The following is a 15,904-nucleotide window of genomic DNA, read 5'->3' as shown; positions in this document are numbered from 1 at the left end:
TGCTTGAGTACAGGAGTACACATGACGAGTCCTGTTATTGGCACACCTTGGAAGAAGCTCAACGCTCCAGTTTCCGAGGCAGCTATCGAAGGCGTAGACAAGTACTGGCGCGTTGCCAACTATCTTGCAATTGGCCAAATTTATCTTCGCAGCAACCCTCTAATGAAGGAGCCGTTCACTCGCGAAGATGTTAAGCATCGTCTGGTGGGCCACTGGGGCACCACTCCAGGTCTTAACTTCCTTATTGGCCACATCAACCGTTTCATTGCTGACCACCAGCAGAATACCGTGATTATCATGGGTCCAGGCCACGGCGGCCCAGCTGGTACTGCTCAGTCCTACCTCGACGGTACTTACACTGAGTACTATCCAAAGATTACAAAGGACGAAGCTGGTTTGCAGAAGTTCTTCCGCCAGTTCTCTTACCCAGGCGGTATTCCTTCTCACTTCGCTCCTGAAACCCCAGGCTCCATCCACGAAGGTGGCGAGCTTGGTTATGCACTCTCCCACGCTTACGGCGCTGTTATGAACAACCCAAGCTTGTTCGTTCCAGCAATCGTTGGCGATGGTGAAGCTGAGACCGGTCCTTTGGCTACCGGTTGGCAGTCCAACAAGCTTGTGAACCCACGTACCGATGGTATCGTGCTTCCAATCTTGCACTTGAATGGCTATAAGATTGCTAACCCAACAATTCTTTCCCGTATTTCCGATGAAGAGCTTCATGAGTTCTTCCATGGCATGGGTTACGAACCATACGAGTTCGTTGCTGGCTTCGACGATGAGGATCATATGTCCATCCACCGTCGCTTCGCTGACATGTTCGAAACTATCTTCGATGAAATTTGCGATATTAAGGCTGAGGCTCAAACTAACGATGTAACTCGTCCTTACTACCCAATGATTATCTTCCGCACTCCAAAGGGTTGGACCTGCCCGAAGTTCATCGATGGCAAGAAGACCGAAGGTTCTTGGCGTGCACACCAGGTGCCACTGGCATCTGCTCGCGATACCGAAGCTCACTTCGAGGTTTTGAAGAACTGGATGAAGTCCTACAAGCCTGAAGAGCTCTTCGATGAAAAGGGTGCTGTTAAGGAAGACGTTCTTTCCTTCATGCCAAAGGGCGAACTCCGTATTGGCGAAAATCCAAACGCCAATGGTGGTCGTATTCGTGAAGACTTGAAGCTTCCAAAGCTTGAAGATTACGAAGTCAAGGAAGTTAAGGAATTCGGTCACGGCTGGGGTCAGCTCGAAGCTACCCGTCGTCTTGGTGTTTACACTCGTGACATCATCAAGAACAACCCAGATTCCTTCCGTATCTTCGGACCAGATGAGACTGCTTCCAACCGTTTGCAGGCTGCTTACGAAGTAACCAATAAGCAGTGGGATGCTGGCTATCTCTCCGGCTTAGTTGATGAGCACATGGCTGTTACCGGTCAGGTTACCGAGCAGCTTTCCGAGCATCAGATGGAAGGCTTCCTCGAGGGTTACTTGCTCACCGGTCGTCACGGCATCTGGAGCTCTTACGAGTCCTTCGTACACGTTATCGACTCCATGTTGAACCAGCACGCAAAGTGGCTTGAGGCTACCGTTCGTGAGATCCCATGGCGTAAGCCAATCTCCTCTGTGAACTTGTTGGTGTCCTCTCACGTATGGCGTCAGGATCACAACGGCTTCTCGCACCAGGATCCAGGCGTAACCTCCGTGCTCTTGAACAAGACCTTCAACAACGATCACGTAATCGGCATTTACTTCCCAGTAGATTCCAACATGTTGCTTGCTGTTGCTGAAAAGGCTTACAAGTCCACCAACATGATTAATGCTATCTTCGCTGGTAAGCAGCCAGCTGCTACTTGGTTGACTCTCGACGAAGCTCGCGAAGAGCTCGAGAAGGGTGCTGCTGAGTGGAAGTGGGCTTCCAACGCTAAGAACAATGACGAAGTTCAGGTTGTTCTCGCTGGTGTTGGCGATGTTCCACAGCAGGAATTGATGGCAGCTGCCGACAAGTTGAACAAGCTTGGCGTTAAGTTCAAGGTTGTTAACGTTGTTGACTTGCTCAAGTTGCAGTCCGCTAAGGAAAACAACGAAGCTTTGACTGACGAAGAGTTCACTGAGCTCTTCACTGCTGACAAGCCAGTCCTCTTCGCTTATCACTCCTATGCACATGACGTTCGCGGCTTGATTTATGATCGTCCAAACCACGATAACTTCAACGTTCATGGCTACAAGGAGCAGGGCTCCACCACAACGCCATACGATATGGTTCGTGTGAACGACATGGATCGTTACGAGCTTACCGCTGAAGCATTGCGCATGGTTGACGCCGCTAAGTATGCCGACGAAATCAAGAAGCTCGAGGACTTCCGCCTCGAAGCCTTCCAGTATGCAGTCGACAAGGGTCTTGATCACCCAGACTACACCGATTGGGTATGGCCAGGCGTTAAGACCGACAAGCCAGGCGCTGTCACCGCTACCGCTGCAACCGCAGGCGATAACGAGTAGTTTTAAGCTGATAAAGTTAAAACTGGTTAGCTAAAACATTTCGGGAGTCAATCGAAAGATTGGCTCCCGTTTTGTGTATTAAAACAAACAATGCAATAAAACTAGTTATACGCAAAATAAATTACATTTATAATTACTATTTTGTGCGTGTACAACATAGATAAGCCGTACAATAGAAAAAGTTTGTTTATATTGCAAAATGCAAAACTTACATTAACAATATAAACCTAGCAGTAACACGAAGTATCAAAGGAGAACGCATCGTGTCGCATATTAATGTAACAATTATCGGCAACGAAGATATGTACGGCAGAAATGCTGTTGCATTCGGAATAACACATATTCTGTCTAATAACTACAGCACTACTGTTTTTCGTCCATGCGCTCAACCAAATGACACTTTTACTAAACAACTTTTGGGTATCGCAAATACTTCAACGAAATTAGAGCAAGTTATTGCAACAACTCCAGAAATAGTTAGAACAAATAAAGATACAGTGCGCGGAGATATCGTTGCACGCTATAACGAATTATTGCAATCCACTTCTGCTCAAGCTTCTATTATTGTTTCTAGTGACGCAAACCCAGCATATGATCCAGAACTGTTTTCTTTCGACGCAACTGTTGCAGCTGACTTGGCATCACCTGTTTTTCTCACAGTTTCAGCTCAAGGCAGAAACTCACAACAAATTTTACAAACTATAGATTCTGCTAATGCTTGCGTTCTTAAATCATGCACACAGGTTTTAGGAGTATTTGTTACAAACTGCGATCCAGAACTTGGAGCTGAGTTGATGCGTGACTATAGCTCTAGGAATTATGCAAACTCAGACGACGAAGCATCCCGAGTAAGCCAAACTCCATTATGGGTTTTGCCACCAATAGATGAAGAAACTAAAAATTCTTCATTAGAAACATTCGTAAATTGCGTTCGAGAAAATGATGTTCTTAATGCTCTCCACCAACCATTTAAAGCTCCAACTACACCTTATGCTTTCCAATACAGTTTATTAGGAAAAGCAAAAGAAAATAAGAAAACTATAGTTCTTCCAGAAGGAGAAGAAGATCGCATTCTTAAAGCAGCAAACTATTTGCTAGAACGTGATATTGTAAATCTAATTATCATTGGAGAACGCGAATCTATTCTTGCTCGAGCAGAAGAACTAAACCTCAATTCTCTTTGCAAAGCTAGTTTCCAATCTATGCACGATGAAGCAATGCTAAGCCATATGATTACAAAACTTTGCGAATTAAGAGCAAAGAAAGGAATGACAGAAAAGCAAGCGCGTGAACAATTAACAGATGCAAGCTACTTCGGCACCATGCTAGTAGTACTAGGTCAAGCAGACGGTCTTGTTTCTGGTTCAGTTAATTCAACCGCTAACACTGTACGTCCTGCTCTTCAAGTTATCAAAACTAAGCCTGGTTCTAAGCTGGTTTCTGGAGCATTCCTTATGTGCTTCAAAGATCACGTATCTGTATTTGCAGATTGTGCAATCAACCCAAATCCTAGTGCAGAACAGCTTGCTGATATTGCTATTCAGTCTGCACACACTGCTGAGACTTTCGGGCTCAACCCTAAAGTTGGAATGCTATCCTACTCAACGCTTGGTTCCGGCAAAGGACCAGATGTTGATACTGTAGAAGAAGCAACACGCATTGCGAAAGAAAAGGCACCTGATTTAGCAATTGTTGGATCTATACAGTTTGATGCAGCATGGTCTCCTACAGTTGCTGCAGCAAAAGCAAAAAATAATAGTATTGCTGGTCATGTGAATGTATTTGTATTCCCTGATTTATGCGCAGGAAATATCGCTTATAAAGCCGTGCAACGCTCTAGCGGAGCACTGGCTGTTGGTCCAATTTTGCAAGGATTAAATAAGCCTGTAAATGATTTGTCTAGAGGAGCTTTAGTACAAGATATTATTAATACCGTTGCTTTAACCGCGTTAGAAGCACAATCAGAATAAACATAATAAAGCTCCTAAAACAGCACCACAGTGTATACATTATCTTTAGATATTACATTGCACTCAATATCTTTAAGTTTGTAGGAACTTAACGCTAAACTAGAGCGTGGCAATTTATAAGCCTTATCAATACTTATGGAGGATGCCCACATGGCAAAAACCGTTCTTGTTATCAATTCTGGTTCCAGTTCGATTAAGTATCAACTCGTTGACTTGGAAAGCGGTGAAGGTATCGCTTCCGGCATCGTTGAGAAGATTGGCGAGCCAGTTGACGGTCACTACAAGCACGTATTCAATGGCGAAAAGCATGAGTTCAATGAGCCAGTTCACGACCACGAGCAGGGCTTGAAGCGCGTACTTGGATTCTTCGAAGAATATGGTCCAAAGCTTTCAGAGTCTGGCATTGTTGCTGTCGGTCACCGCGTTGTTCAGGGTGGCTTAACATTCCCTAAGCCTGCATTAGTCAATGAAAAGACAATCAATAAGGTTAAGGATTTGGCAGTTTTGGCTCCACTTCACAACGGCCCAGAAGCTGTTGGCGCTGAAGTCATGACTGAACTTTTGCCAGATGTTCCACAAATTATGGTATTCGATTCTTCATTCTTCCATGCTTTGCCACAGGTTGCAGCAACTTATGCTTTGAACAAGGAAATCGCAGATCGCTATCATATTCGTCGTTATGGTGCTCACGGCACTTCTCACGAATACATTGGCTCTGTTGTTCCAAGCGTTGTCGGTAAGCCTGCAGAAGGTTTGAAGCAGATTGTTTTGCACATTGGTAACGGTGCTTCTGCTTCTGCTCAGATTTCTGGTAAGCCAGTTGAAACTTCTATGGGCTTAACCCCACTCGAAGGCTTAATGATGGGCGGTCGCACTGGCGATATTGACCCAGCTGTAGTGTTCCACCTTATTCGCAACGCTCACATGAACGTGGACGAACTTGATACTCTCTTCAACAAGCGTTCAGGCATGATGGGTATGACTGGTCATGGCGATTTGCGTGATATTCACAAGCTCATCGCAGAAGGCGATGAAAACGCTAAGCTCGCTCTCGGCGTATACGTGCACCGCATTGTTGGATACATTGGCAACTACACTGCTCAAATGGGCGGCGTTGACGTCATTACCTTCACAGCTGGTGTCGGCGAAAACGACGAAATCGTGCGCGCTCGCGTATGCGAAAAGCTTGAGCCATTCGGCGTTAAGCTCGATAAGGAAAAGAACTTGGTTCGCTCTAAGGAGCCACGCGTTATTTCCACTCCAGACAGCTCTGTGATTATTGCTGTAATTCCAACGAACGAAGAGTTGGCTATCGCACGCAAGGCTGCAGCTATTGCTGAAGCTGGCGAAGATAGCTACGGCAACAAGTTCAAGCACTAAATTGTTTGCGCTTAACTGCGTAGAACAAACAAATAAATAGATATAAATAATCCCGGGTCAAAAAGGCTCGGGATTATTTGTTATTCAAGCATTTTATGCCACATGCCTGGAAAATCAGGAATCGTTTTGCGAGTAGTAGAAATATTTTTGATTCTTATATTTTCTATGCGCAATCCAAGCATTGCAGCAAAAGTTGCCATTCTGTGATCCGCATAAGTTTCCATTACTTCCCCATGCATATGGTTACTTGGCTCAATACGAATTCCATCTTCGAGCTCTTTAGCGCCAATCCCAACTCGATTCAATTCATTAACTAACGCTTGCAAACGATTCGTTTCATGCCCTCTCAAATGCGCGATACCATGAAGTTCACTTGGACCGTCCGCAAAAGCAAGAATAGCTGCAATACTAGGAGCAATCTCCCCTGCTGCACTCAAATCAAGATATGGAATTGCTTTAATCGCACTATCGCTTTCCACATGCATTATTCCAGCATCATCACCTGTTTTTTCAAAATTAACTTTTGCACACATTTTTTCTAATATTCCAGGAAGCAATCCTCCAGGTTGAGTTGAAGAAAACGGCCAATTAGGTATACTGACACTTCCTCCAGCAATCAATGATGCTCCTAAAAATGGCGCAGCATTAGAAAGATCAGGCTCTATAGTAACAACGTTAGCTAGATTTATTTTACTCTCTTTAACATGCCACATTGCGTTGCTAGTCATATTTACAGACCCACCCGCTTTGCAAATATCGTCCATAGTCATGCGAATATGTGGCATACTTGGCAATGTGTCACCAATATGTTTAAGCTCTAATCCACCAGGAATACGTGAACCAATCAGAAGCAGCGCAGAAATAAATTGTGATGATGAAGAAGAATCAATTTGCACGATTTTTTCAGAAAAATTATTTATTTTAAATTCGACTGAAGGTGGCGTAATAGTAAAAGGTAAAAAACCCTCTTCTTCGTGATATTTTACGCGAGCACCAAGCTGCTCTAAACCGTCAAGAACTGGCTTCATAGGACGAGCATAAGCTTGCTTATCGCCATCAAATCGCACAGCTTTATTTGCAAATAAAGCTAAAGCTGCAACGAAACGCATTACAGTTCCAGCTAAACCGCAATACACTTCAGCATTATCTGGAACTCTAAAAACTCCGTCTTCTGGAGGAATTACACGAAGCTTAGTTCCATCTTCATTTAATGACTCACATCTAACGCCAAATGTAGATAAAGCGTTAATCATAAGATCCGTGTCGCGCGAGCGCAATAATCCTTGTAAAACTACTGATTTTGTGCCCAAAGCTGCCAAAATTAAATAACGATTCGACAAAGATTTACTGCCAGGAACCTCAATATAAGCTTTTAATTGATGATTAGCATACGGTGCTTTCCAAGGAGTAGTGCAATCTGCAATATCGTTAATATCACTCATACTATGAATACTATCGATTAACATGTACTGCTAAATAAGAATAAAAAAGCAAAAATACGCATATTTCATTAGATATAAAAAGTCGGGGTGACAGGATTCGAACCTGCGACATCCTGCTCCCAAAGCAGGCGCGCTACCAAACTGCGCTACACCCCGAGACTTTTGAACTGATTACCAGTTCCAAGCACAATCAATTACAATAGCGCACTTTGCAGACAAATGCAAATTACGACACACGTATTATGAAAATTTTTTCTTCATTACAAAATTCAACTAGCAAAACTCATTACTAGCTACCAAACGATACAATAGAATTAGTTTGAAGAAAAAGGGGCTAAGTATGGGACGCTTCCAGCGAACAGAGGCAATGGGCTTAATATCATTCATAGTTTGCGCAGCTTGTGGAATGATTATTATGAGAATGTATATGGTAACAATGCCAGCGTTTTGGCAAATTAGTCAGCGACTATTCCTTACAGCTTCAACTATTGTGTCTTTGTGCAGCGTAGGCGCTTTTATTGTTGGATACTTGCGTACAAATAAAAAAGTTATCAGCCATCACTTAATTCGAGTAGCTAAGCATGCGTTTGAAATAACAGCACTTTCTACGATTTACGGCGCGACAATGTTTCTTATGTCTTTTGCTTTGCTATCTATTATTAATAGTATTATTGGCAGAGCAGCAATGAACAATTATTTACCAGTATTATGCTCAGCATTATCTGGAATTGTTGGATACGCAACTCTTATTCAAGCTGAACTTCTCGAAGCTAAAACAGTGGCTTCTCTCCTGCCATTATTCGTTATTTCTGGAGCTGCAACTGCAGGTCTTACGACAGATGATCCGTACTGGTATAACAATAATTTCTCTCAACTTGGAGACCGCACAACATTTGCAGCTAGTATGTTTAATGCAACACTTGTTTTGTCAGGAATTTGCATTATCATAACGAGCTACTTTGCTATTACTGAATTCGTTGCAACGCAGCATGAAATGCTGCAACACAATAGCCAAAAACTAATTAAACACTTCAAGATGCGCACAACTGTTATGGCAGCTTTGCTGATTCTTGGAGGAATATCGTTTATTGGAATAGGAACTTTTAGATACACACCACATCCTTTCTTACATGATTTGTGTGCTCGAGGAGTAACAGGATTAATTTGCACAATGCTTGTATGTCTTCCATGGCTTGCGCCTAAGCTTTCTCGCACATTCTATATTGCTTCCGATTTAGCGGTTATTCTTACTGCGTGGGCAGGAAATCAGTGGATACATGGAAATAATACTCTTACAAATGTTGAAGCATTATCGTGTCTGCTATTTCTTGGATGGATTATTGTATTTTCACGACAAGTTGCGGCTATGCAAAGCGATCGTCTTCAATCAAAAATAAATCAAGCTTTAGTATTAAATAGAAGCTCAAAAGCACAAATAGAATAAGAACAAAAGATAAATTAAACTAACAAAAGCAGCGTAGAAACTTAAATTTCTGCGCTGCTTTTAGTTTTTACAAGTCACGAAATTCTTTACAAATAAAGCATAATATTTAATGTTCTGGTTTATGCTCACTCATAAGAAGCAAGAAACTACGAGATTGTGCAACAATATTAAATCCTGCCTCATATAACAATTCTGGACCCTTTGGATTATATGTGTCCACAATCAACTTCCACTTCTCACCATAACGTTTATCTGGCAAAGTAAAAGTAATAGGTTCATAATGCGCATTAAAAATAAGAATAAAGTCATTATCAACCATTCTCGTTCCATACCAGTCAGTTTCTGGAATATCCGAACCATTCAAATAAATCATCACAGATAAAGCATGAGTATTTGACCAGTCCTCCATATCCATAACAGTACCGTTATGATCAAGCCATTCAACTTGTGGAATATCGCTTACATCATCTCCAGCAGAACGACCCGTAAAGAAACGACGACGATGCAACACAGGGTGCTTTAATCGCAAGTGAATAAGCTTGGAAACGAAATCGAACATATCTCGTTGAGTTTCGTTATAATCCCAACTTATCCACGAAATAGCGTTATCTTGACAATAAGCATTGTTATTGCCCTTCTGCGTACGCATGACTTCATCACCAGCGCATATCATAGGAATACCCTGGCTCATCAAAAGAGTTGAGAACAAATTACGTATTTGACGTTCACGCAATTCATTAACATCGTGAATATTAGTAGGTCCTTCAACACCGCAATTCCACGAACGATTGTCGTTCGCACCATCGCAATTGCCTTCCTTATTAGCTTCATTATGTTTTTCGTTATAGCTAACTAAATCGTTCATAGTGAAGCCATCGTGAGCTGTAATAAAGTTCACGGAAGCTACAGGCTTTCGTCCATTTTGCTCATATAAATCTGAGCTACCCATAAGTCTACTGGCAAATTCAGGTAATGTAGATGGTTGTGAACGCCAAAAGTCGCGGACACAATCGCGATATCTTCCATTCCATTCGGACCAACTTGGAGGGAATCCACCAACTTGATATCCACCAACACCAATATCCCAAGGCTCAGCGATAAGTTTTACACTTGAAATAATAGGATCCTGCTCAATAATGTCAAAGAATGCAGAAAGTTTATCTACTTCTTGGAACTGACGCGCAAGAGTTGCTGCTAAATCGAAACGGAAGCCATCAACATGCATTTCAGTTACCCAATAACGCAAACTATCTGTGATTAACCGCAATGCTTTTGGAGAACGCATAAGTAAGGAATTACCAGTACCGGTAGTATCAAAATAATGACGCTGGTCATTATCTACAAGGCGATAATATGCGCGATTATCAATACCACGGAAACTCAAAGTAGGACCACGGTCATTGCCTTCAGCAGTGTGATTGTAAACCACGTCTAGAATAACTTCCATACCTGCAGCATGATATGCCTTAACCATTGATTTAAATTCGTTAACTTGCTCTCCGCGCTGACCAGAACTGGAGTAAGAATTTTGAGGAGCGAAGAAACCAATAGTGTTGTATCCCCAGTAGTTACTTAATCCTTTATTTTGCAAGAAAGAATCGTTTACAAACTGATGAATAGGCATCAATTCTATTGCCGTAACACCAAGCTTCCTTAAATAAGAAATAACGCTTGGATGTGCAAGTCCAGCATAAGTGCCTCTAATATCTGGAGGAACACGTTTATCAAGATTAGTCATTCCACGAACATGAGCTTCGTAAATAACGGAATCATGATACGGAATCATAGGGTGCTGATCATTACCCCAATCAAAATACGGATTAATAACTGCAGCCTTCATCGTATGATCCGCAGAATCTAAAGTATTCATTGCTGAAATATCATCTGGATTATCAAACCAATACGAGAAAAGACTCTCATCACCGTCTATATTTCCTTCAATCGCCTTGGCATATGGGTCAAGCAACAACTTATGAGGATTACACCATAAACCATGAGAAGGATCATAAGGTCCGTGAACACGATAACCATAACGCTGACCAGGCTGTATGCCTGAAACATAGTTATGCCACACGTATGAGTTCTGCTCAGTCATATCAATACGTGTTTCGTTATCATGCTCATCGAATAAACATAATTCAACGCGCTTTGCAACTTCGGAAAACAGCGCAAAATTCACGCCAGCGCCATCATAGTTTGCGCCAAGCGGATACATGGAACCTGGTCGTATATGCATAATATAAGTATCTCATATATTCGAGTAGTTTTCACGTCATGTTGACGTTATTTAAAAAAAGATTGAATCTAAATGAAAGCCTCAATTAATAACGTAATTCCATGGATCGCAAGCTTCACCTAACCAAGCAACTTCTGGACGCTCTCCATACATTTCTTCTATGCAATCAGCAATATCATTAATCGCATAAGTAAACCACAATGATTCAATAGCACTATGAGAAGTGTTAATAATCATAGGATATGTGTGTTGAATGTAATCTTCACCAGAAGAAAGACGCAGTTTCGATTCATATTTAGCTCGCTCAATTGCATCAAGTGCAGGATGATGACGCAAATCGCTTGTAACATATACGTCAACTTTTTCCTTGCGAACTTCATCTAACAAGCTTTCCCCAGAACCAGGCAAAACAGCTACTGTACTAACTTTCGCATCAAGATTTCCAGCAACTTGAACACCAACTTTTGTATGAGGAAGAACGTTAAAAACATTTTGCGCAAAATCACGCAATGATATTGGCACATCCAAAACACCAATTCTGCCTAAGCCAATGTTACGTCCAGCAGAATCAATCTGTTTAGAAACAACAATTGGACGCAAATTATGAAGACCAAAATACTCTGCCGCAGCATGAGCAACTCCGCGCCACGCGACATCCGCATTAGTGTGACCAACCCATAGCGCACAATTATTACTAATTAAGCGTTGCACAATTTCGCCACGAACAGTTTCGTTTGAAACTCCATGCACAGCTTTGAAAAATAGCGGATGATGAGTCACTAATAGGTTTGCACCCATTGATAACGCTCGATCAACTGCGCTAATCGTAGGATCACTAACACATACGATTCGCTGAATTTGGGAATTCAAGTCTCCAACAATAAGACCAGGCTCATCCCACTCTTCAGCAAAGCTTAATGGGTACAATGTTTCTATAGCTTCAATTACTTTGCTTAATCTAATCATTTCTTCTACCTTTAAGCAGTGCTAATGCGCTGCTAGTTGCCAATCTACACCAACTCCAGTAGAAACATTAAGAGGAACGTCTAAATGCACAGCATTTTCCATAGCTTTACGCACAATATTTTCTACCTGCGCTTGCTCACCATGTGAAATTTCCAGAATCAATTCATCATGTATTTGCAATATTACGCGGCTGCGCACTTTTGCTTCACGCAATCCCAAATCAACACGAAGCATAGCAAGTTTCATAATATCTGCGGCAGTACCTTGTATTGGAGCATTAAGAGCTCCGCGCTCAGCAGCTTCACGAGATGCACGATTATTGGAAGAAAGTTGCGGGAAATACCTACGTCGACCAAACATAGTTTCTGTGTACCCAAGTTCTTTTGCCTTCGACACAAGAGATTCCAAATAGTCATGAACATTGCCAAAAGTATCAAAATACTTATTTTTTAACATTTCAGCTTCAGCCGGACTAATAGAAAGCTGTTTTGCCAGCCCATAAGTACTCAATCCATATGCCAATCCATAGCTCATAGCTTTTACGTGAGAACGTTGATCCGGACTTACTTGTTCAACAGGAATCTTATAAACTAAGCTAGCAACATATTTATGAAAATCTACGCCGGAACGGAATGCTTCAATAAGAGTTTTATCATGAGATGCATGGGCCATAATACGAAGTTCAACTTGTGAATAATCACAACTCATTAAATATTCAAATTCTTCTCCTGGAACAAAAGCAGCACGAATTTCACGACCAGCAGCATTCCTATTAGGAATATTTTGAAGATTAGGATCAGCAGAACTTAAACGACCAGTTGCTGCAATAGTCTGCTCAAAAGTTGTATGGATGCGCCTATCGTCATAATGAGCCGCATCAATTAAACTTTGCACAATCTGTTTCAATTTATTAGTTTCGCGATGTTTAAGTAAAGCACCCAAGAATTGACTTGCAGGCTCTTCGGGATCGAGTTTAACGTACATAGCTTGCAAAGCTTCGGCATTAGTCGTGTACGAGCCATTCTTTGTGCGACGAGTAGGTTTAAGACCAAAATGCTCAAAAAGTATTTGTTGCAACTGCTTAGGGCTTTGTAAATTAACAGAACTACCTGCAACTTTCCAAGCCATATTTTGCGCAAACTCAGCATCTGCAGAAAATTGCTTAAGCATACTACTTAAACGTTGCATATCAACTGCAGCACCGACGTCTTCCATGCCACGCAAAACTCGCGAAATAGGCATTTCCAAATCAGTCATCAAACCAGTTTGTTTTCTATCATCAAGTGTTGAAGCAAAATGAAGAGCCAAAAGACGAATAAGAAGCGTAGTTCTTAAGAATTTAGCTTCACACGCTTGAGTTTGCTTTTCATTAGTTTCTTCTTCACTAGCTGGCATTCCATCGTCAATAAGAAGATCAAGCTCACCCTGCTTAGCTTCATTTTCACCCAAATTATCTTCATCTGACTGAATATCTAAATAATGTTCAGCCATATTTTCTAACGTTTCAGCTCGAAAATCAGGCTCCAATAAATATGATGCCAATCGAGTATCAAGAAGTGGAGTGCCAAATGAATTATTCAAATCGAATAATTTTAGCGATTTTAGCAATCCCAAATGCTTTTTATAATCATGCAATACTGTTATTGAGGAATTTTTTTGCAAGAACTTTCGTAACATCTCAAGCAAAGCTTGATCTGACGATTGCAAATCAGTCGTATATAATATTGCAGCTTTATTAGCAATAAGAATTATTAAACAATCTGCAATCAACTCAAAATGATGTTTTGAATTCTTATTGCACTCATGAGCGTATATTACAACTTCTTGATTTTTCAGTATAGGTTCGGCACATTTACGAGAATTATTTATAATTTTTTCGGAATTTAATTCTTCAAAAGTATCTTCAGTATTTTTTGAATCTTTCTTTATTTTTGTATAAAGCAAAGAAGAAACTGAATTCTCCCAATCAATAAAGTCCTCTACAGTTTTAACATGATGTAAGTCAATGCCTGCTAGCATTTCTTGAAAATTTTCTGCGTCAATATTTGATTGAGCACTTTGAGCTAGCTTATCGTTATTAGCGTCACCTTCATACGTAGACGAAAACATTATACGCATATTATTTTCGATAGATTGTTGCATACCGTTGCTAAAAGTTTTGAGAATCTTTCTCTTTTTTAATTCGCCAAATTCAAGTTGAGACAGCAAGATTCCTAATTTTACAGCATCAACATCACCAAAGCACAAATCATCTACAGTTACGCCTAGATCCAAATCGCAAACTAAAGCATTAACTTTACGGTTTAAACGAACTTGATCAATATTTTCTCTTAAAGCTTCTCCCTTTTTACCGCTAATCTCATTCGAATGTTCAATAATATTTTCTAGGCTGCCGAATTGATTAATCCATTTAGCAGCGTACCCATCTCCAACACCTGGAACTCCTGGAATATTATCTGCAGTTTCTCCTCTTAACGCTGCTAGATCAGGATATTGCTTAGGCGTAACATGATATTTTTCATAAACAGCATTCTTATCCATTTTTTTTAAGTCTTTAAAATGCTGTCCTGGATATAAAACAGTAATATTGTCATCTATAAGTTGGAATGCATCACGATCGCCAGAAAGTACTAAAGTTCTATAACCGGCATTCGAACCCATTACTGCAAGAGTGCCAATAACATCATCACCTTCATAACCGGGTTTCTCAATATAAGTGACACCAAGAGCTTTAAGCATCTGTTGAATGATAGGAAGCTGCGAAAGAAGCTCCTGTGGAGCAGCATCACGAGTACCTTTATATTGAGGCAGCATAGTATTTCTAAAAGTTCCACCTTTAACGTCAAAAGCAATAGCTAAGCGGTCAGGCTTCTCTTTTTTTACAACCTGTGAAAGCATAGTAATAAATCCCCAAATGGAATTTGTTGCTTGCCCAGAGCGAGTAGAAAAATTATCTGCAGATATTGCAAAAAAAGCACGGAACGCAAGAGAATGGCCATCGACAACCAACAACGTTCCTTTCTCATTCTTAAGTTCCGAAGAATGTTCTTCAACGATGTCGGTATTCACTGTTGACTACTCACCCACGTTCCGTAAATTACTAATAAATAACTATGCACTTATATAAAAATGAATAAATATAACCCTACTAATTTTCAGATGAAGATTCTACTTTATCATCGCTATACTTTGCAATAATAGCCATTGCAAGACGCTTCTTAGGGATACGCTGATCCATAGAAGTTTTTTGAATCCAGCGGAAAGCACCCTGCTCAGAGAATCCAGCCTTATCCATAAGAAGACCTTTAGCACGGTCTACAAGCTTACGTTCTTCTAAAGTATCTTCAGCTTTCTTCAACTTTTCTTCTGTTTTCTTCAACTGATCTTCAGCATCGTGTAACTTGTTTTCTGCACGCTCAACACTATCTAATAAATCGTTGATTTCACTAAAGCGACCCATAGCAACTTCCAAAGCAGGAAGAAGTTTAGATTCTTCATATGGCTTAGTAACGTACGCCATCGCTCCAGCACCAGTTGCTTGTTTTACTAAATCTGACTGTGAAAAAGCAGTGAGCATTACTACAGGAGCAATATTCTCATCACAGATTGTTGCAGCGGCAGTAATGCCATCCATAACAGGCATCTTAACATCCATGCATACAACATCTGGATGATTTTCACGAGTCAACTCAATAGCTTCTTGACCGTTAGCAGCCTGACCTATAACTTGATATCCGTTATCTTCAAGCATTGCAACTAAATCCATACGATTAACTGATTCATCTTCTGCAACTACTACAGTACGAATATGATTGACCTTTTTTTCTTTAGCTTCTCGCTGAACAGCTTCATCATCTGCAGCTTTGCGCAGCTCATCATCAGTAAGTACCTCAGGCATTGCTGGCTCTGTCCCTTCATTTTCATCCATACCTGGCATATCCAAAACCTCACTTCATTGCCACACATT

The 15,904-nt window shown here is 41.1% G+C and carries 9 protein-coding genes and 1 tRNA gene; 4 read left to right on the top strand and 6 right to left on the bottom strand.

The window, feature by feature from the left end; genetic code table 11:
- Positions 1-21: 21 nt before the first annotated feature.
- The 3 genes from D0T18_RS04950 to D0T18_RS04940 all read left to right on the top strand — a co-directional run bounded on the left by D0T18_RS04950 (position 22) and on the right by D0T18_RS04940 (position 5,849).
- Positions 22-2,499, top strand: coding sequence for a phosphoketolase (locus D0T18_RS04950; protein WP_004111342.1), 2,478 nt, complete (start codon positions 22-24; stop codon positions 2,497-2,499).
- Positions 2,500-2,762: 263 nt separating this feature from the next.
- Positions 2,763-4,469, top strand: a complete 1,707-nt coding sequence (gene pta / locus D0T18_RS04945; protein ID WP_116440594.1) for a phosphate acetyltransferase — start codon at positions 2,763-2,765, stop codon at positions 4,467-4,469.
- Between the two features lie 150 nt (positions 4,470-4,619).
- Positions 4,620-5,849 (top strand): acetate/propionate family kinase, encoded by a 1,230-nt coding sequence (locus D0T18_RS04940; RefSeq protein ID WP_162861144.1) that lies wholly within the window; start codon positions 4,620-4,622, stop codon positions 5,847-5,849.
- Between the two features lie 80 nt (positions 5,850-5,929).
- Here the strand turns inward: D0T18_RS04940 and aroA are convergent, their stop codons facing one another.
- The gene (gene aroA, locus D0T18_RS04935; protein WP_033888764.1) at positions 5,930-7,291 is read right to left on the bottom strand and encodes a 3-phosphoshikimate 1-carboxyvinyltransferase; all 1,362 of its coding nucleotides are present in this window, start codon (positions 7,289-7,291) and stop codon (positions 5,930-5,932) included.
- An 82-nt stretch (positions 7,292-7,373) separates the two neighbouring features.
- Positions 7,374-7,447: transfer RNA gene (locus D0T18_RS04930), tRNA-Pro, on the bottom strand.
- 184 nt (positions 7,448-7,631) lie between these two features.
- On the opposite strand from D0T18_RS04930, the gene D0T18_RS04925 reads away from it, so the two are divergent.
- Positions 7,632-8,735 carry an ABC transporter permease gene (locus tag D0T18_RS04925; protein ID WP_116440592.1) on the top strand — a complete coding sequence of 368 codons (1,104 nt, stop codon included), beginning with the start codon at positions 7,632-7,634 and terminating at the stop codon, positions 8,733-8,735.
- Between the two features lie 106 nt (positions 8,736-8,841).
- On the opposite strand, the gene glgX is transcribed toward D0T18_RS04925, so the two are convergent.
- From glgX to D0T18_RS04905, 4 genes are all read right to left on the bottom strand, one after another.
- Positions 8,842-10,971 (bottom strand): glycogen debranching protein GlgX, encoded by a 2,130-nt coding sequence (glgX, locus tag D0T18_RS04920; RefSeq protein ID WP_012914065.1) that lies wholly within the window; start codon positions 10,969-10,971, stop codon positions 8,842-8,844.
- Between the two features lie 81 nt (positions 10,972-11,052).
- Positions 11,053-11,937 carry a Nif3-like dinuclear metal center hexameric protein gene (locus D0T18_RS04915; protein ID WP_004106979.1) on the bottom strand — a complete coding sequence of 295 codons (885 nt, stop codon included), beginning with the start codon at positions 11,935-11,937 and terminating at the stop codon, positions 11,053-11,055.
- A gap of 21 nt (positions 11,938-11,958) precedes the next feature.
- A complete protein-coding gene (gene polA / locus D0T18_RS04910) occupies positions 11,959-15,006 on the bottom strand; it encodes a DNA polymerase I (protein WP_116440591.1) in 3,048 nt (1,015 codons plus the stop codon).
- A 79-nt stretch (positions 15,007-15,085) separates the two neighbouring features.
- Complete coding sequence (locus D0T18_RS04905; RefSeq protein ID WP_162861143.1) at positions 15,086-15,874, bottom strand: ANTAR domain-containing response regulator; 789 nt, start codon at positions 15,872-15,874, stop codon at positions 15,086-15,088.
- Positions 15,875-15,904: the final 30 nt, after the last annotated feature.

This window comes from Gardnerella swidsinskii (assembly GCF_003397705.1).
Taxonomy (GTDB): domain Bacteria; phylum Actinomycetota; class Actinomycetes; order Actinomycetales; family Bifidobacteriaceae; genus Bifidobacterium; species Bifidobacterium swidsinskii.
This window is presented reverse-complemented; position numbering and strand designations above follow the sequence as displayed.